The organism is Dyella sp. 2YAF14 (genome assembly GCF_052114725.1).
Lineage (GTDB): Bacteria > Pseudomonadota > Gammaproteobacteria > Xanthomonadales > Rhodanobacteraceae > Dyella.
This window is the reverse complement of the sequence record NZ_JBFRFH010000010.1, coordinates 93,759-120,010: the sequence shown is the minus strand read 5'-3', so window position 1 is coordinate 120,010 and position 26,252 is coordinate 93,759. Positions and strand designations below refer to the sequence as shown.

Annotated in this window: 21 protein-coding genes; 10 read left to right on the top strand and 11 right to left on the bottom strand. The window is 64.0% G+C overall.

What is annotated here, in order from left to right:
- The 6 genes from AB4Y82_RS14820 to AB4Y82_RS14795 are packed head-to-tail and all read right to left on the bottom strand — an operon-like array spanning position 1 to position 5,097.
- Positions 1 to 906: an SMP-30/gluconolactonase/LRE family protein gene (locus tag AB4Y82_RS14820; RefSeq protein ID WP_441602816.1), complete on the bottom strand. Its 906-nt coding sequence runs from the start codon at positions 904 to 906 to the stop codon at positions 1 to 3.
- Positions 903 to 1,664: an SDR family NAD(P)-dependent oxidoreductase gene (locus tag AB4Y82_RS14815; protein ID WP_441602817.1), complete on the bottom strand. Its 762-nt coding sequence runs from the start codon at positions 1,662 to 1,664 to the stop codon at positions 903 to 905. Before AB4Y82_RS14815 ends, AB4Y82_RS14820 begins: the two co-directional genes overlap by 4 nt.
- Positions 1,665 to 1,666: 2 nt before the next feature.
- Positions 1,667 to 2,815 carry a galactonate dehydratase gene (gene dgoD, locus AB4Y82_RS14810; RefSeq protein ID WP_441602818.1) on the bottom strand — a complete coding sequence of 383 codons (1,149 nt, stop codon included), beginning with the start codon at positions 2,813 to 2,815 and terminating at the stop codon, positions 1,667 to 1,669.
- The gene (locus AB4Y82_RS14805; RefSeq protein ID WP_441602819.1) at positions 2,812 to 3,450 is read right to left on the bottom strand and encodes a 2-dehydro-3-deoxy-6-phosphogalactonate aldolase; all 639 of its coding nucleotides are present in this window, start codon (positions 3,448 to 3,450) and stop codon (positions 2,812 to 2,814) included. The genes dgoD and AB4Y82_RS14805 overlap by 4 nt, the downstream gene beginning before the upstream one ends.
- Positions 3,451 to 3,454: 4 nt before the next feature.
- Positions 3,455 to 4,375: a 2-dehydro-3-deoxygalactonokinase gene (locus AB4Y82_RS14800; RefSeq protein ID WP_441602820.1), complete on the bottom strand. Its 921-nt coding sequence runs from the start codon at positions 4,373 to 4,375 to the stop codon at positions 3,455 to 3,457.
- Positions 4,372 to 5,097 carry a FadR/GntR family transcriptional regulator gene (locus AB4Y82_RS14795; RefSeq protein ID WP_441602821.1) on the bottom strand — a complete coding sequence of 242 codons (726 nt, stop codon included), beginning with the start codon at positions 5,095 to 5,097 and terminating at the stop codon, positions 4,372 to 4,374. Before AB4Y82_RS14795 ends, AB4Y82_RS14800 begins: the two co-directional genes overlap by 4 nt.
- Positions 5,098 to 5,522: 425 nt before the next feature.
- Between AB4Y82_RS14795 and AB4Y82_RS14790 the strand changes: the two genes are divergently transcribed.
- The 6 genes from AB4Y82_RS14790 to AB4Y82_RS14765 all read left to right on the top strand — a co-directional run bounded on the left by AB4Y82_RS14790 (position 5,523) and on the right by AB4Y82_RS14765 (position 15,277).
- The gene (locus tag AB4Y82_RS14790; protein ID WP_441611447.1) at positions 5,523 to 6,653 is read left to right on the top strand and encodes an aldose epimerase family protein; all 1,131 of its coding nucleotides are present in this window, start codon (positions 5,523 to 5,525) and stop codon (positions 6,651 to 6,653) included.
- Positions 6,654 to 6,779: 126 nt separating this feature from the next.
- Positions 6,780 to 7,964, top strand: coding sequence for a 1,4-beta-xylanase (locus tag AB4Y82_RS14785; protein WP_441602823.1), 1,185 nt, complete (start codon positions 6,780 to 6,782; stop codon positions 7,962 to 7,964).
- Between the two features lie 110 nt (positions 7,965 to 8,074).
- The gene (locus AB4Y82_RS14780) at positions 8,075 to 10,852 is read left to right on the top strand and encodes a TonB-dependent receptor (protein WP_441611445.1); all 2,778 of its coding nucleotides are present in this window, start codon (positions 8,075 to 8,077) and stop codon (positions 10,850 to 10,852) included.
- Between the two features lie 106 nt (positions 10,853 to 10,958).
- Entirely contained in the window at positions 10,959 to 12,536 is a 1,578-nt protein-coding gene (locus AB4Y82_RS14775) for an exo-alpha-sialidase (protein WP_441602825.1), read from the top strand.
- Entirely contained in the window at positions 12,533 to 13,507 is a 975-nt protein-coding gene (locus tag AB4Y82_RS14770) for a glycoside hydrolase family 43 protein (protein WP_441611443.1), read from the top strand. Before AB4Y82_RS14775 ends, AB4Y82_RS14770 begins: the two co-directional genes overlap by 4 nt.
- Before the next feature lie 120 nt (positions 13,508 to 13,627).
- A complete protein-coding gene (locus AB4Y82_RS14765) occupies positions 13,628 to 15,277 on the top strand; it encodes a M20/M25/M40 family metallo-hydrolase (protein ID WP_441602827.1) in 1,650 nt (549 codons plus the stop codon).
- A gap of 52 nt (positions 15,278 to 15,329) precedes the next feature.
- Here AB4Y82_RS14765 and AB4Y82_RS14760 read toward each other — a convergent pair whose 3' ends face one another.
- Together AB4Y82_RS14760 and AB4Y82_RS14755 are read right to left on the bottom strand one after the other, a co-directional pair.
- Positions 15,330 to 15,974 (bottom strand): hypothetical protein, encoded by a 645-nt coding sequence (locus AB4Y82_RS14760; protein ID WP_441602828.1) that lies wholly within the window; start codon positions 15,972 to 15,974, stop codon positions 15,330 to 15,332.
- A 182-nt stretch (positions 15,975 to 16,156) separates the two neighbouring features.
- Positions 16,157 to 17,278: a hypothetical protein gene (locus AB4Y82_RS14755; RefSeq protein ID WP_441611441.1), complete on the bottom strand. Its 1,122-nt coding sequence runs from the start codon at positions 17,276 to 17,278 to the stop codon at positions 16,157 to 16,159.
- Between the two features lie 304 nt (positions 17,279 to 17,582).
- Between AB4Y82_RS14755 and AB4Y82_RS14750 the strand changes: the two genes are divergently transcribed.
- A complete protein-coding gene (locus tag AB4Y82_RS14750) occupies positions 17,583 to 18,767 on the top strand; it encodes an alpha/beta fold hydrolase (RefSeq protein WP_441602830.1) in 1,185 nt (394 codons plus the stop codon).
- 66 nt (positions 18,768 to 18,833) lie between these two features.
- On the opposite strand, the gene AB4Y82_RS14745 is transcribed toward AB4Y82_RS14750, so the two are convergent.
- Entirely contained in the window at positions 18,834 to 19,613 is a 780-nt protein-coding gene (locus AB4Y82_RS14745) for an alpha/beta hydrolase (RefSeq protein WP_441602831.1), read from the bottom strand.
- 166 nt (positions 19,614 to 19,779) lie between these two features.
- On the opposite strand from AB4Y82_RS14745, the gene AB4Y82_RS14740 reads away from it, so the two are divergent.
- The gene (locus tag AB4Y82_RS14740; RefSeq protein WP_441602832.1) at positions 19,780 to 20,628 is read left to right on the top strand and encodes a LysR family transcriptional regulator; all 849 of its coding nucleotides are present in this window, start codon (positions 19,780 to 19,782) and stop codon (positions 20,626 to 20,628) included.
- Positions 20,629 to 20,650: 22 nt separating this feature from the next.
- Here AB4Y82_RS14740 and AB4Y82_RS14735 read toward each other — a convergent pair whose 3' ends face one another.
- Together AB4Y82_RS14735 and AB4Y82_RS14730 are read right to left on the bottom strand one after the other, a co-directional pair.
- Positions 20,651 to 21,346: a dienelactone hydrolase family protein gene (locus tag AB4Y82_RS14735; protein WP_441611439.1), complete on the bottom strand. Its 696-nt coding sequence runs from the start codon at positions 21,344 to 21,346 to the stop codon at positions 20,651 to 20,653.
- Positions 21,347 to 21,416: 70 nt separating this feature from the next.
- Positions 21,417 to 21,905 (bottom strand): hypothetical protein, encoded by a 489-nt coding sequence (locus AB4Y82_RS14730; protein WP_441602834.1) that lies wholly within the window; start codon positions 21,903 to 21,905, stop codon positions 21,417 to 21,419.
- A 304-nt stretch (positions 21,906 to 22,209) separates the two neighbouring features.
- Between AB4Y82_RS14730 and AB4Y82_RS14725 the strand changes: the two genes are divergently transcribed.
- Positions 22,210 to 23,223, top strand: coding sequence for a LacI family DNA-binding transcriptional regulator (locus tag AB4Y82_RS14725; RefSeq protein ID WP_441602835.1), 1,014 nt, complete (start codon positions 22,210 to 22,212; stop codon positions 23,221 to 23,223).
- Positions 23,224 to 23,618: 395 nt separating this feature from the next.
- Positions 23,619 to 26,072 (top strand): glycoside hydrolase family 3 protein, encoded by a 2,454-nt coding sequence (locus AB4Y82_RS14720; RefSeq protein ID WP_441602836.1) that lies wholly within the window; start codon positions 23,619 to 23,621, stop codon positions 26,070 to 26,072.
- Positions 26,073 to 26,252 lie beyond the last annotated feature (180 nt).

The following is a 26,252-nucleotide window of genomic DNA, read 5'->3' as shown; positions in this document are numbered from 1 at the left end:
CTAGGCGGCAGCGATGACGTGTGGCGGCGGCCCGGCGAAACGCGGTTCGGGCAAGCCACGAAAACCTGCATCGGCGACGAACAACGCGCCGGCATAGGGTTGAGCAGCGAGCGCGGCCTCGTCGAGACCGTCGCGCGCACTGGTGATGTACAGCGTCGAAAAATCCGTGCCGGCGAAGGCCGGTTTGGTGGGCTGCGATGCAGGCACGTCGATGATGCGGTCGAGCTGGCCCGCCGGCGTGTAGCGCACCACGCGGCCCAATCCCCATTGGGCGTTCCACAGGCCGCCGTCGCGATCGATGGCTGAACCATCGGGTTCGCCGCGTGCATCGTCCAGCGTCACGAAGTGGCGCACGTTGGATACCTGATCGCCGTAATCGCAGCACTGGATGGTGCGCGTGGGCGAATCGCAGAAATACATCGTGCCGCCATCCGCACTGAACGCGATGCTGTTGCTGATCGCCACGCCCGGCAAGGGCAGGCGCTCCAGCGACAAGTCATGATTGAGACGATAGAAACCACCCACCGGTTTCTTTGGCCCACTTGCGGGCTCATGCAATGTGCCGAACACAAAGCGGCCCTGGCGATCGCAGCCACCGTCGTTGAGTCGGGTGGGCAGTTCGGCTTCCACGTCGGTGATGCCAACGAACGTGTGTGTGGATGGATGAAAGAACGCCAGACGCGATGCCAACCCCAGCAGCAGCCAGCCGTCCGCTTCGCACAGCGCAAAACTGCCGAGGCGCTCGGGCATGCTCCACTGGTGAAGTGCACCGTCGTGCGGGCGGTAGCGCCACAGCGTACTGGCGTGGATATCGGTCCAGTACAGCACCTGGCCGCGATCGCACCAGGTGACGCCTTCGCCCAGCGTGTTGTGCACCTGCATGGCGACAGCGGCGCGGATGTTCATACCCAGCCACCGTCGACGATGAAGTCCTGGCCGGTGCACATGCGGCTGTCGTCGGCGGCGAGGAAAAGCGCCGCACGTGCCAGATCGTCGGCCATCAGATAGCCGGGCAGGCACTGCACGCGGGCAATCTCCGCTTCGCCTTCGGCATCAAGCCACAGGCGACGCTGCTTCTCGGTGATCACCCAGCCGGGCACCAGCACATTGATGCGGATGCGGTCGCGGCCCAGCTCCCGAGCGAGGCCATTGACCAGGCCGTGTACCGCGGATTTCGCCATCGCATACATCGGATAGCCGGCGTTCTTCTTCATCCAGCCGGTGGAACCCAGGCAGATCACCGACCCGCCGCCCAGCGAACGCATGTCGTCGCGCACGGCCTGCGTGGCGAAATATTGATGGCGAAGATTGATCGCCATGTTCTGCTCGAACTCGGCTGCCGTCGTGCTGCCGAATTCGTGGCGTACGTCGTTGGCCGCATTGTTCACCAGCACGCCGATGGGGCCGTGCACTTCACGCGCCGTCGCGATGGCGGCTTCCAGCGCGTCGAGCTGGGTGACGTCGCAACGTACGAACAAAGGGCGATGTGCGCTGGCGGCGAGACCTTCCACAAGTTGCTCGCCATTGGCCTGATCGATATCGATGAACGACACCCGCGCGCCCTGTTTCGCGAAATGCTCCACGAAGGCCGCGCCGATGCCGGTGGCGCCGCCCGAGATGAACACGTGGCGGTCGATCAGGCTGGGATAGCTCGCGTACGCCATGCTTACCACTCCGCCACGCTGCCGTCGGCATGGCGCCAGATCGGATTGCGCCAGCGGTGACCCACGGCGGCGCGCTCGGCCACGTAGGCTTCGTTGACCTCGATGCCCAGGCCGGGTCCATTCGGAATGGCGACGAAACCATCCTCGTAGGCAAACACGCTGCGATCCTTCACATAGTCGAGCAGATCGTTGCCGGCGTTGTAGTGGATGCCCAGGCTCTGTTCCTGGATGAAGGCGTTGTGGCACACCGCATCGAGCTGAAGATTCGCAGCAAGCGCGATCGGGCCGAGCGGGCAGTGCAGCGCCAGTGCCACGTCATACGCTTCGGCCATGGCGGCGATCTTGCGCGTTTCGGTGATGCCGCCCGAGTGCGAGGGATCGGGCTGGATGATGTCCACGCCGCCCATCTGCAGCACGCGCTTGAAGTCGTAGCGCGTGTACAGGCGCTCGCCCAGCGCGATCGGCGCCGGCGAAATCGCGGCCAGTTCCGGCAGCGCTTCGAGGTGATCGGACAGCACCGGCTCCTCGATGAACATCAGCTTGAACGGGGCGAGTTCACGCATCAGCACCTTGGCCATCGGTTTGTGCACGCGGCCATGGAAATCCAGGCCGATGCCAATATGCGGGCCCACCGCGTCGCGGATCGCCTGCACGTTCTCGATCACCAGCTCGACCTTGTCGTAGGTGTCGACGTATTGCAGTTCTTCGGTGGCATTCATCTTCACCGCGGTGAAGCCACGCGCCACGGCTTCCTTCGCGGCACGCGCCGTGTCGGCCGGGCGGTCGCCGCCGATCCACGAGTACACGCGAATGCGATCGCGCACCGGGCCGCCCAGCAGCTGATGCACGGGCTGGTTCAGATCCTTGCCCTTGATGTCCCACAGCGCCTGGTCGATGCCGGCGATGGCGCTCATCAGCACCGGGCCACCGCGGTAGAAGCCGCCGCGATACATCACATTCCACAGGTCTTCGATATGACGCGGGTCCTTGCCGATCAGGTAGTCGGACAACTCATCCACGGCCGCAGCGACAGTGTGTGCACGCCCTTCGACGATGGGCTCACCCCAGCCGACGATGCCCGCATCGGTCTCGATGCGCAGGAACAGCCAGCGCGGGGGAACCAGGAAGGTGGTGAGGCGGGTGATCTTCATGCATGCGATCCTTGTGCATCAGAGTGGCTGCGCCAGGCGTCGGCGAACGCGCGTGCGCGCGCCGCGACATCGCTGGCCGGACGGCCGGGAGCGTAGAGAGAGGAACCGATGCCGAAGCCGCCGGCGCCGGCGGCCAGCCACGGTCCCATGTTGTCGGGCGCGATGCCGCCGACCGGCAGCACCGCGAGATCCTTGGGCAGCACCGCGCGCCATGCCTTGAGCACGGCGGGGCTGGCTTGTTCGGCAGGGAACAGCTTGAGCGCATCGGCACCGGCGGCAAGCGCGGCGAACGCCTCCGTTGGTGTGGCGACACCCGGTACGCAATAGAGGCCTGCCTGCTTGGCCGCGCGAATCACGTTGACGTCGGCATGCGGCATCACAATGAGGCGGCCGCCAGCATCAGCCACGTTCTTGACGTCGGCAGGGTCGAGCACGGTGCCTGCACCGATCAGATAGCCATCGCCCAGTGCGTCGACCATGCGACGGATACTGTCGAACGCCCGCGGCGAATTGAGCGGCACTTCGAGCATGCGAAAACCGGCGTCGACCAGCACGCGGCCGATCTCCACCGATTCGTCGGGCGTCAGGCCGCGCAGGATGGCGACGAGGGGGAGTGGATCAAGCCATGACTTCATGCGTTTATGCCGTTGCTTGCGTGGGGATCAGGCCGGCGGCTTCGGCGATGCGCCAAAGGCCGTGCGAGGTGGTGGCATCGGGCGCCTTGTGGACGGTGAGCCCAAACATCGCCGCTGCCTTGAGGTAGCGATCGCATAGCGCACCTTCGCCCACCATGTGCACGCTGGACGATGGATCGGCCCAGCCGGCGGCGATAGCGATGCGCATTTCGTCGCCTATCAGCAGGCCGGACAGGTAGTCGGTCACCGAACTGGGGGCAAGCACGCCGTCGAGCATGAGGGTGCGCGCCGAAAACACGCACGAGAGCGCGCCGGCCGCGCCGCTGTCGCGCGCCATCGAGACGCCGCGACGAAACGCGTTGTCGTCATCGATGGCGGGCGGCAGTTGCGCGCCAAGTATCGAATGCTGGGTCAGCAGGCCGAACAGCTCGCCGGTCATCACGGTGGCAAAGCCAGTCACCATGCCATCGCGCAGCGACACCCACTTGCTGTGCGTGCCGGGCAGCAACAGGCAGCCATGGCCGGCGACATCCGGCGATTGCGCAACGACGCCGACGACCTGGGTCTCCTCGCCACGCATCACATCGGGACGCGCGGGATCGCGCAGGCCCGGCACGAGATGAAGCGTGCGGCCATCGGCAGCTAACGTGCTCAGCGCACCGGCGAGCCGATCGACGCTGGTGGGCGTATCGAGATAAGGCACTTCCAGCCAGCCGTTGCGACTGCCCACCATGCCGCAGGCCAGCACCGGCAGCTCGGGCCAGTGTTCGACGGCCTGCGCAAAGGCGGCCGGAAAGCCGCCCTCGGGAAGATGGCGGATGCCGTGCGAGAACGTGCGCTTCTCCAGCACCTGGCCCTGACCGTCATAGAGATAGGCACGCAGCTGCGTGCTACCCCAGTCCAGGCCGATAAGCGCGGTGTTCACGCGCTGGCCTTCTTGCGCGCCTTGCCGCGGCTGCGATGCAGGTTGGTCTGCGAGTCGGCAATCATCGCCAGCATGGTCTTGCGCGCCACTTCCGGCTGCTTGCGCTTGATCGCCTCGAGCACCTTCTGGTGATAGGGCAGCGAATACTTGAAATCGCTGGCGCTGCGTGCGGACAAGGTGAAGAAGGTGCCCAGCGCCGTTTCGATCACCGAGAACAGCGACTGCATCAACTCATTGCCGGTGGCGTGCAACACCGCGTCATGGAACATCAGGTCGGCGGTGGACCACTCGTCCAGCGTCTGTGCGGCGTCCATGGCGTTGTACGCCTCTTCGATATGCGCCAGCTGTGTCGTCGTACGTCGACGCGCAGCGGCAGCCGCGGCGGCCGGCTCGATGATCTCGCGCATTTCCACCAGCTTGTCCACGAAGTCGTCGGTGGGCATGGAGGCACAACGCCAGGCCAGCACGTCGGCGTCCAGCTGATTCCAGTAGCGCTCCTCGAGCACGCGGGCGCCAACGCCGGTGCGTGATTCGATCAAGCCTTTTGCCGACAGCACCTTCAGGGCCTCGCGCAAGGCGGTACGACTGACCTGCAGGCTTTCGGCGAGGGTTTCCTCGCGCGGCAGGATCTCGCCGGGCTTCACCTTGCCGCTGACGATGCGCAGCCCGATCTCGTGCATGACATGCCCGTACAGGCTGCGAACTGCGATCGGCTTCTTCATGAAATCCTCTTACCCCTGGCCCTGACGAAGGGTGATCCGTGCGCGTGCAGGCATATTAGATGCGCCCGATTCGATTGTCATACAAACGGACTATAAGCAACTTGGCCCGCTGATGCCAAGGTGTCCGCAGCGATTTTTTGGTGCGTTGGTCCCGGCCGGGTGTGCGCTGGCAGGAACATGCGATGACGCAATGCAGAAAGTTCTCATCCGCATGACGTCCCCAGCGTCGCCGTGTTCGCCTCCGAACATCGCATGAAAGCGCCGCTTTTGGTTTTTTCGAGCATGCCACTTCACGCAATGTCGCATCGCACCAAGAAAAAATTCGGTGCCGATGAACACTTGCACGATAATCATACAATGTGATTGCATGCGCTCCATCGTGATACGGCGAAGGGGACACCAGGGACATGCAGCGCGCAGGTTTGATGGCTTCGATTCTTGGCCTGGCGACTTTGTCGATGGCCGCGCATGCGGCTGACGCCAGGCGCGAGACCTTCGGCAGCATGCCCGATGGCAGCAAGGTGGATGCGGTGGTGCTGAGCAACGGCCATGGCATGCAGGCGCGCATCATCGCGCTGGGTGCGAGCATCCAGTCGCTGGCCACGCCCGATCGCAACGGCAAGAGCGCGAACATCGCGCTGGGTTATTCGTCGCTCGCTGATTACCTGAGCAATCCCCAATATTTCGGCGCCACCGTCGGCCGCTACGCCAATCGCATCGCCAAGGGCAAGTTCACCCTCGACGGCCACGCCTATAGCGTGCCGGTGAACAACGGCGTCAATTCCCTGCACGGTGGCAGCAAGGGTTTCGACAAGGTGCTGTGGACCGTGGGCGAGGTGAAGCACGATGCCGGCAAGGCCAGTGTGACGCTGAGCTATGAGAGTCCCGATGGCGACATGGGATATCCCGGCAAGCTCACCGCCATGGTGACTTACACGCTCGACGAGCAGAACCGTCTCTCCATCGATTACCGCGCCAGCACCGACAAGACGACCATCGTCAATCTGAGCAACCACGCCTATTGGAATCTTTCCGGCGAAGGCTCGGGCAGCGTGATGGACCATCGCCTCACCATCGCCGGCGACGCTTACCTGCCGGTCGATGCTGGTTCCATTCCGACCGGCGAGATCCGCAACGTCGCCGGCACGCCGTTCGATTTCCGCCAGGCCAAGCCCATTGGCCGCGACATCCGTACCAACGACACGCAGTTGCTCAATGGTCATGGCTATGACCACAACTGGGTGATCAGCAAGGACGAAGCACCTGCGTTGCGCATGGTTGCGCGCGTGGAAGATCCGGCATTCGGTCGCGTGCTGACGTTGAAGTCGAGCAAGCCAGGCCTGCAGTTCTACTCGGGCAATTTCCTGGATGGCACCACCGTGGGCACGGGTGGTCATGTGTATCGCCAGGGCGACGCGTTTGTATTGGAACCGCAGCTTTATCCGGATACGCCCAATCAGGCGTCGTTCGGATCGGCACGGCTGGAGCCGGGCCATGAGTACCGCAACCTGATCGTGTACGAGTTCACCACCGAGTCGGCGCGCGGAGCGCACTGACCTATCGAACATTCGAAACAAGGGCGCCCGCGAGGGCGCTCGTAGGGTCGCTTTGTCTTCGAACAAGGCGTCCATGCGCAACTACTACGTCGCTGCATGAAGCGCGACGGCATCGAGGGAGAGCTGATGAAGTACGCATTTTTGGCAGTGGCCTTGGGTCTGGCGGCAACGATCGCCGCGCCGTCCCATGCGCGCGACGCGTCGCAACGCTGGACGCCTGCCGAGGCCAAGACCTGGTACGCCAGGCAGCAGTGGCCGCTGGGCAGCAACTATCTGCCGTCCGACGCCATCAATCAGCTGGAGATGTGGCAGGCCGACACGTTTGATCCCGCGCGTATCGACCAGGAGTTCGGCTGGGCGCAGCAGGCCGGCATGACCACCATGCGCGTGTTCCTGCACGACCTGCTGTGGCAGCAGGATGCGGCGGGCTTCAAGAAGCGCATCGATACCTTCCTCACCATCGCCGACAAGCACGGCATCAAGCCGATCTTCGTGCTGTTCGATTCCTGCTGGGATCCGGAGCCCAAGCTCGGCCCGCAGCACCCGCCGATCCCCGGCGTGCACAACTCCGGCTGGGTGCAGAGCCCGGGCGTGGCGATGACTGATCCCAGCCAGGTCCCGCGCCTGGAGCAGTACGTGAAGGACATCGTGGGCAGCTTCGCCAAAGACAAGCGCATCCTGGCGTGGGACGTGTGGAACGAACCGGACAATCCGGGTGGCGGCAACTACGACGCCAAGGAGCCGGCCGACAAGATCAACCACGTAGCCGCGCTGTTGCCGCAGGTATTCGCCTGGGCGCGCAGCACCGCGCCAGTGCAGCCGCTCACCAGTGGTCTTTGGCACGACGACGACTGGACCGATCCGGCCAAGCTCAATGCGGTGGAGCGCACCCAGCTCGAGCAGTCCGACGTGATCAGCTTCCACGACTACAGCTGGCCGGAAACCTTTGCGGGTCGCGTGAAGCAGTTGCAGACGTATGGACGTCCGTTGATCTGTACCGAATACATGGCGCGCGGCAACGGATCCACCATCGACGGCGTGTTGCCCATCGCCAAGAAGGCCGACGTGGGCATGGTCAACTGGGGCTTCGTGCTCGGCAAGTCGCAGACCAATATGCCGTGGGATTCGTGGCAGCGCCCGTACACGATGGCGCCGCCCACCTTGTGGTTCCACGACCTGTTCTATGCCGATGGCAAGCCTTATCGCCAGCGCGAGATCGACATCCTTCGTTCGCTGTCGCACGCGCCGCGCGGCACGGTGCCGGCGGATGCAGTGACGTTTCCGATGCAAGCGGCGGGTGCCGTCCGCTGAGGCGGCGCCGTCTTTTCAACTTCTAGCGCCGTCGCGGAGAACGACGGCGTCCTGAATAACGATGCCGCCGGCTGAGCTGGCGGGCCATGACCTCTGAGGGGAGGCTTTCCATGATACGCACACATATCCAGAGAACCTTGTTGGCAGCCGCCATCGCCGCATCGTTCAGCGTCGCGCACGCTGCCGATGCACCGGCCGCGCCGGCCGATCCGCAACAGTCGACGGACACCACCAATCCACCGGCGAATGCACCGAAGAAGCCCGCCACCGCCTCCGACGCACAGCAGAAAGACGCGGTGAATCTGTCGGGCGTGGTGGTGACGCCCTTGCGCGAGAGCCTGCAGAGCGCACAGACGCTCAAGCAGGATTCGCGCATGATCACCGACTCGATCGTGGCCGAAGACATCGGCAAGCTGCCGGACAACAGCGTCGCCGACGCACTGCAGCGCATCACCGGCGTGCAGGTGGCGCAGGGCTTCCAGGGCGAGACCAGCTCGGTGGTGATCCGTGGCCTGCCCAACGTGATCACGACGCTCAATGGCCGCGAAATCTTCAGCGGTGTCGGTCGCGCATTCGCGTTCCAGAACCTGCCGGCGACGGCGGTGAAGACCGTGCAGGTGTACAAGACCAGCGAGGCCAGCCTGCCCGACGGCGGCATCGCCGGCATGGTCGACATGCAGCTGTTCCGCCCGTTCGATTTCGACGGCAGCAAGGTGGCCGCGACGGTCAACGAGACGCACAGCAAGTACGGCGACCACACCGATCCCTCGGGCAGCGTGTTGCTCAGCGATCGCTGGAAGACCGACCTGGGCGAGTTCGGCGCGCTGATGAATGTGGGCTACGACCGCCAGCATTACGCCTATAACGCCGTATGGGACGACTTCCCGAAGGTGCTCACCGATGGTTCCGGCGCACCCGTGCGCACGTCCAGCGGCAATCTCATTTCCGCCCCGAACGGCTTCGGCGCCGACTACAACATCGGCGACCGCACGCGTCAGGAATTCAACTACGCGCTGCAGTGGAAGCCCAACGACAGCACCGAGATCTATGTCGAAGGCCTGTATGACTGGGATTCGGATAACTACAACCAGCCGTTCTTCTTCAGCTTCCCGGTGGGCTCGGTCGATCCGCAGAACATCAAGGTCACCAATAACTGCTACGCCAATCAGCTGACCGGTTCCACCTATTACGGCCAGACCATCTGCGACGCGGCCAGCGGCAGCTGGACCGGCAACACCTATGCGGCCACCAGTACGCAGGCGCACCAGGAGTGGGGCCACGACATCCAGAACTCGATCGGCGCGAAGTGGCATGGCGATCGCCTGAACCTGTCGACCGACCTGTCGTTCAACTCGTCCTCGTTCCATGAGCAGACCTTTATTGTCGACACCTTCCTGAAGGCGCCGATCACAACGGTCTGGAACGGCGCGCAGAACTGGCAGCTTGCGGGCAACCCGGCCAACGATCCGTCGAACTACTACCTCAACGGCTTGTTCCAGACCTGGAACAACCAGCGCGGCAAGCAGACGGCGTGGCGTGGTGACGGCAACTACGACATCAACGGCAGCTTCTTCCAGTACGTGGATTTCGGCCTGCGTTATTCTGATCACAAGGCGCAGTACAACGGCAGCATTGAAGTATCCACGCCGCCGCCGGGTGGCACGGGAGATATCTCGCTCAATCCCAATCCGGCCAACCAGGTGATTGCGCGCTTCCCCAGCGGCTACTTCTGCAGCCAGCCGACCACCAATGCGATCCCGCAGCCGTGGCTCAGTGGCTGCTTCAATTACCTGACCAACAATGCCGATGCGATTCGCACGCTGTACGGCGTGCCGACCGGTCTGGCGGCGGAGAATCCGGGCCGCTTCTATCACATCGACGAGAAGTCCTATGCGGGCTACTTCCAGTTTGGTTACGGCAACGAGCTGTGGGGCATGCCGTTCGATGGCCTGATGGGCATGCGCATCGAACGCGTGAAGCGCAACCTCGATGCGTTCTCGTATGACGCTTCCACCAACGTGTACTCGCCGCTGTCCGATTCGACCGACTCGCCGGTGTACTTGCCGAACCTCAGCTTCAACCTGCACATCAAGGACAACCTGCAGTTGCGCCTGGTGGCGGCGAAGACGCTGACGTATCCCGATTTCGGCCAGCTCAACCCGTCGCTGTCGCTCAACCCGGGCACGATCAATCGCGCCGGAGTGGCGAGCAGCGGCAATCCGGACCTGAAGCCGATTCGCTCCAACAACTACGACGCGGCGCTGGAGTATTACTTTGGTCCGGCCAGCTACGTGAGCGGCAGCGTGTTCTATCGCGATATCAACGGCTACATCCAGAACTACGTGACGGATGTGACCATCGGTGGCCAGCCGTTCCAGCTCAATTCGCCGCAGAGTGCGGGTTCGGGTCACCTCGATGGCGCGGAAGTGGCGTACCAGCAGTTCTTCGATTTCCTGCCTGAACCGTTCAACGGCCTGGGCATGCAGCTCAACTACACCTATATCGAAGGTTCCACGCGTTCGCCGCAGTTCATCGGCGGGCCGGTGGTCACCTCGCCGCTGCAGAACGTGTCCAAGAACAACGGCAATGCCGTGCTGATGTATGAAAAGTTCGGCTGGTCCGCACGACTGGCCTACAACTACCGCAGCCGCTTCATCGATGGCTTCAACCAGCCCACCGTGGCCGGCGTGAACGACGAGATCAAGCCGGCCAACCAGGTCGACTTCTCGCTCGGTTACGACATCAACAAGTACTTCACCGTAGTGTTCAACGCGACCAATATCCTTGGCGCGAACCTGCATCAGTATTGGGGCGATGGCGACACCCGCCCGCGTGACATCCGTTACCAGGACCGCACCTACGGCCTGGGCGTGCGCTTCAAGATGTAATCCTCTCCCACTTGGCGGGAACGGTAGTGACATGCCGTTTCCCGCCTCCTTTTTTGGGAGGCTCACTCATCGTGCGCCGTTGCAGGCGTGAACCGGGATTCCGTGCATGACTCGCTTGACGTTAGGTTTGTCCACGCTGGCCGTTTGCATCGCCACGTTGCTGTCCACCCGTGCGACCGCTCAGGATGCTCCTGAACCCGCCGTGGGCACGCATCTGGCGGACGCTTCGGGCTATGTGTCGATCACGCGCATCGAGCACGGTTCGCCGGAAGACAAGGGACGCCTGCTGATGGCGTTCGAACAGGACGGTATGAACGGCATTCCGCTGTGGGAAAGCCGCGACGGTGGCGATCATTGGCGCTTCCTCATGAATGTCGCCGATCAGACGCACAGCAAGGACAAGAACTGGCAGCTGCGCTGGCAACCGCATATCACTGAACTGCAGCGCGCGAGCGGCGATCTGCCGGCAGGCACGCTGGTGCTCTCGGCCAACGCCACCGGCAACGATGCGCAGGGCAGGGTGAACGAAGAAGACCTGCAAATGTATACCTCCACCGATGCCGGCAAGACCTGGCATTACCGCAGCTCCATCATCAAGGGCGGCGGGCGGCCGGAGGACAAGGACAACAAGGGCGTGTGGGAATCCAATATCCACGTGCTCGACGACGGCCGCATGGTGGCCTATTACTCCACCGAGCAGCACAAGGCCGAGGGTTATAACCAGGCGCTGGGACACAAGGTCTCCGACGACGGCGGCAAGCATTGGGGCAAGGAAGTGCTGGATGTGGCGATACCCGGTGGCGTGGAGCGCCCCGGCATGGCCATCGTCACGCGCCTGGGCGACCATCGCTATGCCATGACGTACGAGAACATCGATGGGCCCAGGAATGGCCAGGTGTTCATCAAGTTCAGTCGCGACGGACTGGACTGGGGCGATCCGCAACGCCACGGCGAACCGGTGATGACGCTCTCGGGCTTCTGGCCCGCCGCGTGTCCCGTGGTTCAGTGGTTCCCGCTGGGCGGTCCCGAAGGCGTCATTGTGGTGTCCGCGGAACGCGGCGGCGGCGGTGCGGATGAAGGCGGCCGCTCGCTGTACTGGAACAACGCTTCCGGTCGCGGCCCATGGTGGGAAGTACGTGCACCGGTACAAAAGCGCACCGGCAATATCCATGCGGGTTGGACGCAGGCACTGCTGCTGCGTGATGACGGCCGCATGCTGCATGTCACCACCTCGTCGTCGCCCGAGGCGCCGACCAGTGTCAAGCACAACGAAATCCTGTTCAACACGGCGAAGTTGAACTTCAATCGCTACGAAGCCGAAGACGCGCAGTTCACCGGCGCGGTCTCCGTGCCGGATCGAAAGGCGTCCAGTTTCCGCAAGGCGCGCCTGAGTGCGGGTCCCGAAGGTCGCCTGCGCTTCGTGGTCAACAGTACGGGCGGCGAACACGCGCTGCGTGTGCGCTACGCCGATCTCGGACTGGCGGCGCAGCCTGCGATCGTCGTCAATGGTGCGCGTCTTGCCAATGCCAACCTCACCAAGACGGATGACGGCTGGCTGCTCGAGAACATCTCGGCGTCCTTGTTGCCCGGGTTCAACACCATCGACGTGGACGGCGGCGCCCACGTGGTCGACGTCGACTATCTGCAGATCGACGGCGATGCCGCCACGGCGGGTCAGCCGTGAAGCGCACGTTCGCCGCCATCGCTGGCATGTTGCTGATCGCGGCCTCGCATGCGCAGCCGCCGGCCACCATGCATGCGCTGCTGCCGTCCGGGCCCGACCCGTGGGTAGCGCAGCGCGACGGCGTCTATTACTACACGAGCACCGAAGGCAACCGCATCTCGCTGCGCAAGACCACCGACATGGCGCATCTGGCCGATGCCAAGCCGGTGGTGGTGTGGCGTCCGCCGGCCGAAGGTCCCAACTCCCATTCGATCTGGGCGCCCGAGCTGCATTACCTGGACGGCAAGTGGTACCTGTATTACTCAGCGTCCGACAAGGCGCATGACGACGACGCGCATCGCCACGTGTGGGTGCTGGAGAATGCGTCGAGCGATCCCACCCAGGGCGAGTGGATCGACAAAGGCATGCTCAAGACGCATCTCACCGGCATCGACGGCACCGTGTTCGATCATGCCGGCAAGCGCTACTTTGTCTATTCCGCCTATGTCGACGATCACAGCGACCTGATCATCGCGCCAATGAGCAATCCGTGGACGCTGGGCGAGCCGCAAGTGGATATCGCCCATCCCACTTATGCATGGGAGATGCAGGGCGGCCGCAAGATCCTGGAGGCGCCGGAGTTCATCGAAGGTCCGCGCGGGCAGGTGTTCCTCACCTATTCCGCCAGCGCGTGCTGGTCGGACGGCTATTCGCTGGGCCTGCTGAGCGCCGCCGCAGACGCCAACCTGCTCGACCCTGCGTCATGGCGCAAATCGCCCACGCAGGCGCTCGCCAGTTCGCCGGCGCGAGGCTTCTATGCGCCGGGGCACAATGGCTTCTTCAAATCGCAGGACGGCAAGCAGGACTGGATCATCTTCCACGCCAATGGCGGCGCGGACTGGAAGTGCACTGCACGCCGCGCGCCTTACATCATGCCGTTCCACTGGAAGGCCAATGGCGAGCCGGACTTCATGGGCGGTCGCGAAAACTGAGTTGGACCGTGCGGGGCAGGGCGCGATCCGACGTTGGTCTGGTTTGATCGATCCCGGCGGGCGTGGCACCCTCCCAGTCCACACCCCCCGGACGATGCCGTCCGCGCCACTGGAGCGTCCATGTCCCGCACGTTTCTCGCTTTCGCGCTAGCCGCGAGTCTGACCACCACCGCGCTGGCCGCGGTTCCCGCACCGGAGCAGCCTGGCCTTGCACAGATCCGCCCGGGCGACTTGCGTGCGGATATCAGCTTCCTGGCGTCGGATGCCCTGCAAGGGCGTCTCTCGCTGCAGCCGGGTGACGATGCGTCGGTGCAGTGGATCGCCTCGGAATTTGCCAAGGCCGGCTTGAAGCCTGCGGCGACCGATGCGCAAGGCCAGCCGAGTTTTCTGCAGGCCGTGCCGTTGATCGAGTATCGCCCTGATGGCAAGGCCACGCGCCTGACGCTCAAGCGTGCCGGCAAGGAGACCGAATGGAAGGATCCGGAAGTCTCCGGCGCCTTTCCCACCGATCAGGACGTCTCCGCGCCCGTGGTGTTTGCCGGCTACGGCATCACCGCGCCGGAGCTGGGTTATGACGACTACGCCGGCCTCGACGTGAAGGGCAAGGTCGTCGTGGTGTTCGATCACGAGCCGCAGGAGACCGATCCGAAGTCGATCTTCAATGGCACCGGCAATACGCGCTACGCGACCGGCTACGTGAAGGTGTTGAATGCGCAGGAGCACGGCGCGGTGGCGGTGCTGCTGGCGCCGGAGCCCTCGCATAACCATCCCTCGCAGCTGGAGGTGCGCAAGCGCATCGGCCACCAGGCTGAGCACGCGGCGAACCCGATTCCCGCCCAGGCGCTGGCGGACAGCCCGGTCCATATCCCTAGCATGGTGATCTCCGCCGAGGTCGAGGACGCGCTGCTGAGCACCAGTGGCAACACAGCCAAGGCACTGCAGTCCGGCATTGATGGCGACCTCAAGCCGCGCTCGCAAGCCCTGCCCGATACCACCATCAGCCTGCACCTGAAGAACAGCTCGCGCCGTGAAGCGACTACCTGGAATGCGGTGGGATTGATCGAAGGCAGCGATCCGAAGCTGGCGCCCGAGACCATCATCATCAGCGCCCACCACGATCACGACGGCCAGGCCGGCGACAAGATCTGGCACGGCGCCGACGACAACGCGTCGGGGACAGTCGGTGTGGTGACGCTCGCCCGTGCCTTCGCCGCCAACCCGACCAAGCCCAGGCGTTCGATCCTGTTCGCGGTGTTTGCCGCTGAAGAACGTGGCCTGCTCGGCGCGTACTATCTCGCCGCGCACCCGCTGCGTCCTCTCGACACCACGCGCGCGATGATCAACTTCGACATGATCGGCCGCGACGAGAAGCCCAGCCCGCAGACCGACGGCCTGATCGAGATTCCCGCCGATACCAGCAATCGCCTCAACCTGATCGGTGCCGCGTACAGCCCGGACTACCAGCGTACGGTGGCCAAGGCCAATGGGGACGTGGGCCTGGTGCTGGACGATCGCTTCGATCACGAATACGCCTTGAACGTGTTCTTCCGCTCCGACCAGTTCCCCTTCGTGCTGCACAATGTGCCCGCGTTCTGGTGGTTCACCGGCTTCCATCCGGACTATCACCACCCCAGCGATACGGCCGAGAAGATCGACTATCCGAAGATGGCCAAGATCCTCAAACTGGCTTACCTGAGCACCTGGCAGTTCGCCAACGAGGCCACGCCGCCGCGCTTTGTGTCGCATCCGGGCAGCGACAAGTCGCCCTGAGCTATCGCCATACCCGCGATGAAAACACCCCGGCGCGCCGGGGTGTTTTCGTTTACGGGCTGAACGACACGCGTTGTTGCGCGCGAGCGATCAAGGCCTTTTCGATCGCCGGCCAACGATCGTGCGCCGTACCGTGCTCACCCAGTTGCGCTGCGGTGAAACCGGTAGGGGCGAGATCCTCGCCATAGATCACCATCAGCTCCTTGCGCTTCTGGTCATCGGGAAGATGCACGAGGCGCACATACATGGCATTGGCTGGCCGCTGATAGCCCTTGGCGGCGAGCAGGCGACGCTGATGGTCGCCATCGGAGTCCTTCTCGGCCGGCTGTTCGGCGCTTTGCACCCAAGTGTCGAGATAGAAGTCCAGGCCGTTGATGGTGATATGGCGCGAGCCGGAGTAGTCGTGGTGCAGTTCAGGGCGTTCGGGTATGTAAGCCTCAAATTGCACCCAGTACAGGCGCTGGATGCGCTTGTCGGGTCCGGCGTCCACGAAGACGTGCATCTCGCAATCGTCGAAGCCCAGCAGCATCCAGCGATCCGAACCCACGTAGGTCGCGGTGGCTGGCAGATCGACGCGTATCTTCGGATCGTGCGTCGAGGTGACGGTGCTGCCGCTCACCGTACGCTGCGGTTCCGCTGCGAGCGCCGGCAGCGCGCAGGCCAGCGCGAGCGACAGCGTTGCCATCGTTTTCCACATGACTCACCTCTTCGTTCCGTGTCGGGATCAGGGCAGGACATCGTCCCGCTGCAGGTGGTGTGGCAACAAGCGTGCCACGGTTCATGCGGCTCGCACATCGCCTGGCACGGCCATCGCCACGAATGGATCGATGCGGGAGCACTGTCCGCGGACGCGGTGCGGACGTCCGCCGATGCGAGCGCTCAGCTTTTCTTCGCGCCAGCCTGTTTGGCCAGATACTCGCAATTGTTGCCGTAGGTACGCAGATCGTTGCGCACCGGATCGAGCGCCATCCAGAAACCGTAGCGCACCGCGCCGCCACGATCGGCCAGCCATGCGGCCATCAGATGCGCGGACAGCAACTGGTTGAGTTGCGCGAGCGCCAAGGGCTGGCTGACCACCACCGATTGCTCGACGGCCGATGCGCTGACGCGGTCGCTGCTGTTGATGGGCTGATCGTTGATCTCGAAGTACGAACGGCTGGCGCGCGCGACCATCTGCCGGGCGCGGTCGGCGCCGATGGCGTAATACGCGGTGATGGTGAGGCCATCGGGGCGGCACTGCAGAGTGATGCGATGCTCGCCTTCACGCGTCACCTGCGTGAGCGAGATCGAGGCGACACTGCTGACCGGGCTGTTGACCGCCGTGGGCAACAAGCGCCCATTGTTGGATAGACCGTTGGCCAGCATTTGATCGGCATTGAGCCACGTCACTTCGCCGCCGGGCGAGGTGCCGAACACCTGCGGATTCACGCCCATGTCCTTCAGGTACGCCGCAGCATCGCTACCGGGCGTAACCGTGCCTGGCAGCGGCTGCGCGCCAAAGCGATCGCTGCCCGTCGGCGCCCAGCGAAAGAGTCCGCCCGCATAGGCATAGACACAGGCGTTCACGCATTGCGAGGATTTCGGCACGATGGGCTGGCGCGCGGTCTTGCGCGGCGAACCCAGGTGGGTGGTCATGTTGCCGGCGCGAAACAGACGACCCAGCGCCATGCCCGCAGCCACGTCGCCGCCGGGTGAGTTGAGATAGATGTCGCTGTTGGGCGGGATCCTGCGCGACTGGATCATGGCCTGCACGCGCTGCGCGGCGCCGGCATCGATGGGTCCATACAGATAGACCTGTGGCACCTTCGCCACCGAGATGGTCATGCGATCGTCGTTGACCTGCACGGCAAGCTGTTCGCTGGCCGAACTCTGCGATCCATTGCGCGACGGAGATTCACCATGCGCCTGCACCGCGAAGAGGCTCGTCAGCAGCGTGCTGGCCAAATAGAGCGAACGGCGGCATCGAGCGCCGGCATGGCGTTGAACTTGAACGGCTGGCACGCGGCTGATCCTGCGACAGAGGTCGGCAAGTGTGCTTCAAGGCGGATGTCTCGCGAGTGAAGAGGAGGTAAGGCGGTACTGCCACGTGCCGGGATGGGGCGGACACGGCCGGACGTCCGCGTGTTTGTCCGCGGACGCGGCCGCGGGCGCGCGTAGCGTGCGCAAGTCACTGATCTGTGATGCTTCGTGGTTTGGCACGCCGTTTGCTGATGTCCCCATGACGGCATGCCCCAGGCAGTCAGACCGTACCCGTTCGGGCGAGGGGCCCGGCGGAAAGCCAATCACACCAGCCAGGAGAGCTGACTTGAATATCTTGCGTGCATCCCTGTTCGCCACGTTGTTGCTCGCGATCGGCGCGCCCGTCGATCGCGTCCGCGCCGACGATGCACCGGCCAAGCCGGCGGCATCCGCGACCAAGGCGGACCCATCGATGATTTCGCGCGACGAAGTGCGCCGCATCCTCGACAGCAATCGCATGATCTTGACGCCGCAAGGCATCGACGAAAAGATCAAGCTGCACATCAACGGCATCGACCAGTGGATCTCGGTGCGCGGCAAGGATCGCCGCAACCCCATCCTGTTGTTCCTGCACGGTGGCCCGGCCTCGCCGGCGATGCCCGAGGGCTACACCTTCCAGACGCCGTGGGAGGATTACTTCACCGTCGTGCAATGGGATCAACGCGGCTCCGGCAAGACGTATCGCGCGAACACCGAAGCGGCGATGGCACCGGGCATGACGGTGGACGGCATGACCGACGACGCCGCGCAGGTGGCCCAATACCTGCGCGAGCACTACAACAAGAAGAAGATCTTCCTGCTCGGCCACTCCTGGGGCACCGTGCTCGGCGTGCATCTCGCGCAGCTGCATCCGGATTGGTTCTACGCGTATATCTCGGTGGGACAGGTGGTGAACGGCCGTCGCAATGAAGCGATTGGCTACAACTACGCGCTGGGCCGGGCCAAGGCCGAGAACAACACCAAGGCCATCGCGGAACTGGCATCGATCGGACCGTATCCGGGCGATACCAAGCTCACCATCGACCGCATCGGTGTGCGCGGCAAATGGGAGATGTACTACGGCGGCCTGGCCTGGGGCCGCAAGGATTTCCAGTTCGACGTGGACGCGGAAGAGCTCTCACCCGATTACAACCGCCAAGACCTCGATGCGATCGACAAGGGCAGCCTGTTCTCGCTCAACCACCTGCTCGATCCGCTGCTGGACGTGAACTTCGATCAGGTCACGGACTTCAAATTGCCGGTGATCGTGTATGCGGGCGCGCACGACTACACCACGCCGCACGAAACCGCCGAAAAATGGTTTGGCGATCTCAAGGCGCCGTCCAAGCACCTGGTGATCTTTGCCGACTCGGCGCACATGATGATGCAGGAGCAGCCCGGCCGCTTCCTCATGCACCTGGTGAGCGATGCGCTGCCGCTGGCGCAGAAGGTGGGTGATGCGGCGCCGGCGGAAGTGACCCGCGACCGCTGAGCACGAAAACGACCGAGGCGTCGTGCATGGTCTGCACGACGCCTCGGTCACTCTGCATAGATCGAATCAGGTACCGGCGTGCTTGGCCGCATCCTCGATCAACGCCGCCACTTCCTTCGGGTGCGACTCGTAGACCGAGTGGCTGGCGCCTTGCACTTCGATGGTATGGCTGCCGGCGCGCTTGGCGTACATGCGCTCCAGGTCCGGATTGATGATGCGATCGGCTGTGGCCACGGCGTACCAGCTGGGCTTGTCCTTCCATGCAGGATGGCCAGCAGGCGCTGCAAACACGGAAGCCGCGGTCAGTTCCTGCGAGTTCGCTTCGAACTGCGCCTGCTGCAGCGGCAGATCGGCAGCGAAGTCGGCGGGGTAATGGGCCGGGTCGAGATAGAGGAAGCCGTCGGCGGTCTTCTTGATGTCGGTCGTTTGACTGGTAGCGCTGGGGAACTTCTTGCCATTGGCTACTTCGGTTTCGCCCTGGTCGAGCGCATGGGCGGCGATATAGACCAGGCCAACCACGTTCGCGTCGTTGCCCACGTCGGTGACCAGCGCGCCGCCATAACTGTGACCCACGAGAATGGTGGGGCCATCCTGCATGTCCACGATGCGTTTCACGGCTGTCACATCGTCGTTGAATGATGTGAGCGGATGTTCGGCGACGGAGACGTGGTAGCCATCTTTCACGAGGATGTCATAGACGGGTTTCCAGCCACTGCCGTTGACCCATGCGCCATGCACGAGGACGATGTTGTGCACGGGTTCGGCGGCCAGTGCGGGGCCGGCGGCAAGGGTGCCAAACAGCAAGGCTGCGGCCAGGATGTTGGGGTGGAAGAAGCGCTTGTTCACGGGGATAACCTCTCGACAGGGAAGTGGGGTGATGGCGTCGGTATGCCATCGAAAACGTTGCGGTCATGGCCGGGTGCGAGCGGCATGTTTCCCGGATGGACACAGCCTAGCCCAGGCGAAGGCGTTGATTTATGAAGAATCCAGCGACGATTGAGAGGTTTTTGCGATGAGACCGTTACCCACCGAACTCCTTCGCAGCTTTGTCGTCGTAGCGCAGACCGCCAGCTTCACCGCGGCGTCCGAGCAGCTGTGCCTGTCACAATCCACGGTCAGCCAACATATTCGGCGCCTGGAGGACCTGGTCGGCGTACCCTTGTTCGAACGCGATACGCGCAATGTGCGGGTGTCGCGCCACGGCGAGTCGCTGCATCGCTACGCCGTGCGGATTCTCGATCTGATGGACGAGGCGATGACCACGGTGTGCGGCCCGCCGTTGAACGGCACGGTGCGCCTGGGTCTTCCGGAAGACTTCGCATCGTCGCGGCTGACCGGCGCGCTGGGCAGCTTCGTGAGGCGCAATCCGGAAGTGGAACTGGTGATACGCACGGGCCTTAGCGGCGATCTGTTCCGCGAGCTCGACGAGAACAAGCACGACCTGGTGTTTGCCAAGCGCCTCAGCGGCAGCCAGCGTGGTTACGTGGTGAAGAGCGAGCCCTTGCACTGGTGCACCGGTGCGTCATCGCCGGTGCGTGGCGATGAGGCCGTCTTGCCTTTGGCCGTCCATCCCGAACCCAGCATTTCGCGGACGCGCATGTTCGAGGCCTTGAAGTCGGCAGATCGTTCGTACCGCATCGCCGTGGTGAGCAGCAGCATCATGGTGATCCAGGCCGCGGTGATGGCCGGCCTGGGCGTGTCGGCATTCACCGGCTATGCCATGCCCGAGGGCATCGTGCCGCTGGCCGAGGATCTTCCATCGCTTGGCGTGCTCGAATACGTGATCGACCGGCAGTCATCGATCTCGCAGGCCGCGCAGGCGTTGGAACACGTGCTCGCGGACGCGGCGAAGGAGCTTTGAGCGCTCCTTCGCGCGCCTGGCTTCAGGCGAGATACTGGTGGAAGAATTCGTAGGTGCGTCCGTTCGCCAGCCTGGCGGCGTCAGCGTCGTAGTGCGTTCCGGTATGCCGCGCAAACGCGTGGCTGCAACCGGGATAGCTGTAGATCGTCACGTTGCTCTTGTTCGAAAACGCCGCCTTGATCTTGGCCTGCGCGTCCTTGGATATGAATTCGTCTTCCTCGCCCAGGTGCATCATCAGCGGTGCCTTGATCGCCGGCGCCTCGGCCAGGTATTTCTCAGTGCCGCCGCCGTAGTACTCCACGCCCGCGTCGATGCTTGATCGCGCGGCGGTGAGGTAAGTCATCAGGCCACCGAGGCAGTAGCCCATCACGCCGACTTTGCCGTTGGCGCCCTCCAGCTTGCGTGCGGCGGCGACCACCGCCTCGACATCGCGCTCACCGGCGTCGAAGTCATACGCTTCATACAGCGCGAAGCCTTTTTTCCAGTCCTGTTCGGACCATTCGTTCAAGTCGAGCCCCGGCTCCTGGCGCCAGAACAGGTCCGGGCAGATGGCGATGAAACCCTGTTCCGCCAGTTCGCGGCAGGACTGGCGCAGGTCGTTGTTGATGCCGAAGATTTCCTGCAGCACCACCACCGCTGGTGCGGGTGTCTGATCGGGATAGTCGATGTAGAGCCGAAAGCTGCCGTCGGCCGTCGAAAGAGTGTGGTACTCGCCCATGACGTACTCCGGGGATGTGTCGCCCCTGTGCCAGCGGGCGACGTGGCAGACCCTGCAGGATGGAGCGGCCTCAGGCCACCGCGCGCACCCTGAAGGATTTGGTGGCGCGCACGGCGACCACGATGAAGACAATCAACACCACCAGTTCGGTGGCGCCAAACAGCTTCTGCTTTAGGTCCGGCGCCAGCGCGTTCAACACTGGCCACTTCGCGAAAATCTGCGCGACCAGTACAAACATCAGGAAGTACTCGCTGATCACGATGCCGATGGGAAATTGCGCCGTCCAGAAGCCGGAGCGGCCAATCGAGCGTCGCGCCATGACCGTCCAGGCCAGCACGATCAGGGCAATCACCCCCACCACGATGGCCGGCGTGACGCCATGAAAGGGAAAGAAGAACCCGGTGACGCTGGTAATGACTGCCGTCCAGAGGAAGCTCGTGATGGCGCCTGAGCGATAGCGGCCGACCATCAGGTCGCGAATGGCCCAGAGGCCGACGATGGTTGCGACGAGACTGATCAGCGTGTGGAAAGCGGTAAGCCAACCCAGTGGTGTATTCATCAAGGCGCTCCGTGGTGGTGTCGCGGAAACTAACGTGGGCACGGCTCGCGCAGGGGCGATGCATCGCGATGCCGCCATCGGCTGTTGTGTTGCGCTTGGTTACTCGGGCGGTCCCCTGGCCACCCGCTGCCCACTATGCGCCTGTGGCCGGCCTGGCCTCAATCCTTCTGTGGGTGGGCGCGCTGCATCGAGGCGTGTTGTGAAACGCAGGTGACAGCGCCCGCGTGGCACGCCAGTTCTTGTAAACCGCCGGGCGCAGGGGGCATATTGGTCGGGCAGCAGCAGTTCGCCGTTGGGAGAAGTCATGCGGGTCCGCCTCGAAGATGTAGCACGCGCCACAGGTGTCTCGCCAAAAACGGTTTCCCGCGTTCTCAACGAAGAATCTTCGGTGAAGGAATCCACCCGCCAGAAGGTGCTGGCGGCGATGGAGTCCATGAACTACCGACCCAGCCCGGCGGCACGTGGCCTGGCCGGCAGCCGCTCGTTCCTGGTGGCGATGCTTTATGACAACAACGACAACCCGGCCTCGACCTATCTGGCCGAGGTGCAGGACGGCGTGCTCGACGCCTGCGATGCCCACCGCTACAGCATGATGGCCTGCCCCCTGCGCATGCGCGGGCAGGATTTCATCCGCCGCGTCGATGCGCTGGTGTTCGATCACCACATCGAAGGCGTGATCATGACGCCGCCGCTCACCGACTACGCACCGCTGCTGCAGCGCCTGAAGGAGCACGGCGTGCCGCATTCGAGCATCTCGCCGGTGCATCGCGAAGCGTCCATCGGCGTGTGCATGGACGAGCAGCAGGCGGCCAAAGCCCTGGTGATGCACCTGGTGGAACTGGGTCACCGGCGCATTGCGCACATCGTGGGCATCGCCAATCACGGCGCCAGCCGCTGGCGCATGGCCGGCTACAAGGAAGCGCTCGCCACCGCGGGCTTGCCGTTCGATCCGCAATACGTGGTGCAGGGCGAGTTTTCATTCGGCTCGGGCGTGCTGGCTGCGCGCGAGTTGTTTGCGTTGCCCGAGCAGCCCACGGCGATTTTTGCCGCGAACGACGATATGGCCGCCGGCGTGATGTGGGCGGCCAACGAGCGTGGACTGAAAGTGCCGCGCGATCTCTCCGTCTGCGGCTTCGACGACACGCCGCTGGCCACCCAGTTGTGGCCGCCGCTGACCACCGTGCGCCAGCCCAGCCGCGACATGGGCAAGCTGGCCGCGCTGCAGTTGATGGAAGTGCTGCGTGGTCGGGGGGATGGGCTGCTGGTGCAGGTGCCGTATGCGCTCCAGCTGCGCGAATCCACGTCGAAGGCGCCTTAAGGACTTCGGACTCGCTTACCGCCGCTCCGGCCTTGGTCCGAGGCGGCCTGAGTCGCGCACAGGGTGCGCTCCCACAGAGGAACAGGCCGGCACACTTGTGGGAGCGCACCCTGTGCGCGACGGGCCTCCCTCAACGGGTCCTTTTGCGCGGCAAGCGCCCCATCTTCCCATAACACCCTGCTTTAAAAGAGAAAAGGCAGCCATGAGGCATCCTCGCGGCCCTCGCCCCAGCTTGCTGCATCGCAAATTGACAGCGCTGTCATTTCTGTCAGTCTCCGGACCGACTGGTTCCGAGGGGGAGCCATCCCCCCTGTCTGCTGGAGAGAGCCGTGCGGGCTTCCGTTCGTCGTTTGCCTTGTGTTCCGACCGTTCTTGCCGTGGCCCTGGCCTGCGCCATGGGTGTCGCATCCGCCGACGACGCGTCCACCGTGCACCCCGACAGCTGGCCGCGTGCCAGCTGGCCCTTGCCCAAGGATGCGGCGCTCGAACAGCGCGTTGCCGCCCTGCTGGCGAAGATGACGGTGGAGGAAAAAGTCGGCCAGCTGGTCCAGGCCGACATCCTCAGCGTGACGCCGGACGATGTGCGCAAGTACCACCTTGGCGCGATCCTCGCCGGCGGCAATTCCAAGCCCAACGCGCAGCTCACCGCCACGGTCGCGCAATGGCAGGCCTTGTCGGACGAGTTCTATCGCGCGTCGATGCAGCCCAGCGGCAGCGCGCATGCGCCGATCCCGCTGCTGTTTGGCATCGACGCCGTGCACGGCCACAACAACGTCGTGGGCGCGACGCTGTTCCCGCAAAACTCCGCGCTGGGCAACGCGCACGATCCGGAACTGATCCGTCAGATCGGCGAGGCCACCGCGGCTGAAGTGCGCGCCACCGGTATCAACTGGAGTTTCGCGCCGACCCTTGCCGTACCGCAGGATGTGCGCTGGGGCCGCGCCTACGAAGGCTATTCGCAGGATCCCAAGCTGGTCGCGCAGTACGCCACGGCGATGGTGGAAGGCCTGCAGGGCAAGGTCGGCACGCCGCAGTTTCTCGACGGCTCGCATGTGCTTGCCTCGGCCAAGCATTTCGTCGGCGACGGCGGCACCAGGAACGGCAAGGACCAGGGCGACGCGCAAATCAGCGAGGCGACGCTGCGTGATCTCCACGCTGCTGGCTATCCGCCCGCCATCGATGCCGGCGTGCAGACGGTGATGGCTTCGTTCTCCAGCTGGAACGGCAGCAAGATGTCCGGCAACAAGGCGCTGATCACCGACGTGCTCAAGCAGCGCATGGATTTCCAGGGCCTGGTGGTGGGCGACTGGAATTCGCACGGCCAGGTGCCCGGTTGCGCGAACGACGATTGTCCGGCTTCGTTCAACGCCGGCCTGGACATGCTGATGGCACCCGACAGCTGGCGCGGCCTGGTCGAGCACACGCTGGCCGAGGTGAAGTCCGGCGTGATCCCGCAGGCGCGACTGGACGATGCGGTGGCGCGGATCCTGCGCGTGAAGTTCCGCGCCGGCCTGTTCGATGCGGGTGCGCCGTCGACGCAGCCGGTCGCGCAGAAGGCCGCAGAAATCGTGGGCAGTCCCGCCCATCGCGCCATCGCGCGCCGCGCGGTGCGCGAGTCGCTGGTGCTGCTGAAGAACAACGGCGGCGTGCTGCCGCTCGATCCGCGCAAGCACATCCTCATCGCTGGTGATGGCGCGGACAACATTTCGCGCCAGAGCGGCGGCTGGACGCTCAACTGGCAGGGCACGGGGCTGAAGAATGAAAACTTCCCCGGTGCGCAGTCGATCGGCGCCGGTTTCGCGGAGCAGGTGAAGGCCGCGGGCGGCTCGGTCGAAATCGAAACGGACGGCCATTTCAAAGCCAGGCCGGATGTGGCTGTGGTGGTGTTCGGCGAGGACCCTTATGCCGAATTCCAGGGTGACATCCCCAACCTGATGTTCCATCCCGGCGATGATCACGAGCTTGAATTGATCCGCCAGCTGCGCGCGCAACACATCCCGGTGGTGGCGGTATTCCTCACTGGCCGTCCGCTATGGGTGAATCGCGAGATCAATGCGGCCGACGCCTTTGTCGCGGCGTGGCTGCCGGGCAGCGAAGGCGGCGGCATCGCCGATGTGCTGCTGCGCAAGCGCGACGGCGGAATCGCCAACGACTTCCACGGCAAGCTGGCCTATGCGTGGCCGGGCACGGCCATGGTGGGGCAGGGCAAGCCGCAGTTCGCGTTGGGTTACGGGCTCACCTATGCCGATCGCGCGGCGGTGCCCAGGCTCTCCGAAGTGTCGGGCATCAGCGGCGAGCAGATTCCGATCGGCAATTATCTCGATCGCGGCAAGGCCGTGCACGGCTATCGCTTCACCCTGGTGGACGGCCAAGGCGCATCGATGACTGGCGATGTGTCGCCGGCAACGACGCCGGACGGCGCGCTGCATATGGCCGCACTCGATTACAAGGCGCAGGAGGATGCGCGCCTCTTCAGCTGGAACAGCGACAACGCCCAGCTGGCGATCCACGCGCGCACGCCGCTCGATCTCGATCGCGAAACCAATGGCGACGTGCTGCTGGTGACGACGCTGCGTGTCGATGCGATGCCGGCGCAAAACGCATGGGTCGGCATGGGCTGCGGTGCGCATTGCGAAGGCCACGTGCCGTTGGCCAAGACACTGGCGACATTGCCGCCGGGCCAGTGGACGCGCGTCGGCGTGCCGTTGAAGTGTTTCCGGGCCGCTGGCGCCGACATGCATCACATCGATCAGCCGTTTGCGTGGGGCGCCGGCAAGGGCACCAGGCTGGCGATTTCACGCGTGGCCCTCGGCACGGACGTCGATCAGGTGGTCGATTGCGTCAAGTAAGGGAAGCGAGGCGAACGGCGGGCCCGCAGAGGTTTGCGAGGTCAGCCCAGGCCGCCTCAAGAAGGGTTTGAAGGAAGGGATGTGTCAGCGATAACGCGCCACGGATGGCTGAATGACGATTTGCTCTTGCATCAAAACCGGCATCAAGGCGGTTCGCTTGAAAGGCGAAAACGAGCTACA

Bases quoted from the DNA above. Each gene is read 5' to 3' on its own strand.
- dgoD (WP_441602818.1), bottom strand. From the start codon at position 2,815: ATGAAGATCACCCGCCTCACCACCTTCCTGGTTCCCCCGCGCTGGCTG.
- AB4Y82_RS14725 (WP_441602835.1), top strand. From the start codon at position 22,210: ATGCGGGTCCGCCTCGAAGATGTAGCACGCGCCACAGGTGTCTCGCCA.
- AB4Y82_RS14775 (WP_441602825.1), top strand. From the start codon at position 10,959: ATGACTCGCTTGACGTTAGGTTTGTCCACGCTGGCCGTTTGCATCGCC.
- AB4Y82_RS14805 (WP_441602819.1), bottom strand. From the start codon at position 3,450: ATGAAGTCATGGCTTGATCCACTCCCCCTCGTCGCCATCCTGCGCGGC.
- AB4Y82_RS14785 (WP_441602823.1), top strand. From the start codon at position 6,780: ATGAAGTACGCATTTTTGGCAGTGGCCTTGGGTCTGGCGGCAACGATC.
- AB4Y82_RS14730 (WP_441602834.1), bottom strand. From the start codon at position 21,905: ATGAATACACCACTGGGTTGGCTTACCGCTTTCCACACGCTGATCAGT.
- AB4Y82_RS14790 (WP_441611447.1), top strand. From the start codon at position 5,523: ATGGCTTCGATTCTTGGCCTGGCGACTTTGTCGATGGCCGCGCATGCG.
- AB4Y82_RS14760 (WP_441602828.1), bottom strand. From the start codon at position 15,974: ATGTGGAAAACGATGGCAACGCTGTCGCTCGCGCTGGCCTGCGCGCTG.
- AB4Y82_RS14780 (WP_441611445.1), top strand. From the start codon at position 8,075: ATGATACGCACACATATCCAGAGAACCTTGTTGGCAGCCGCCATCGCC.
- AB4Y82_RS14740 (WP_441602832.1), top strand. From the start codon at position 19,780: ATGAGACCGTTACCCACCGAACTCCTTCGCAGCTTTGTCGTCGTAGCG.
- AB4Y82_RS14765 (WP_441602827.1), top strand. From the start codon at position 13,628: ATGTCCCGCACGTTTCTCGCTTTCGCGCTAGCCGCGAGTCTGACCACC.
- AB4Y82_RS14795 (WP_441602821.1), bottom strand. From the start codon at position 5,097: ATGAAGAAGCCGATCGCAGTTCGCAGCCTGTACGGGCATGTCATGCAC.
- AB4Y82_RS14720 (WP_441602836.1), top strand. From the start codon at position 23,619: ATGGGTGTCGCATCCGCCGACGACGCGTCCACCGTGCACCCCGACAGC.
- AB4Y82_RS14820 (WP_441602816.1), bottom strand. From the start codon at position 906: ATGAACATCCGCGCCGCTGTCGCCATGCAGGTGCACAACACGCTGGGC.
- AB4Y82_RS14815 (WP_441602817.1), bottom strand. From the start codon at position 1,664: ATGGCGTACGCGAGCTATCCCAGCCTGATCGACCGCCACGTGTTCATC.
- AB4Y82_RS14735 (WP_441611439.1), bottom strand. From the start codon at position 21,346: ATGGGCGAGTACCACACTCTTTCGACGGCCGACGGCAGCTTTCGGCTC.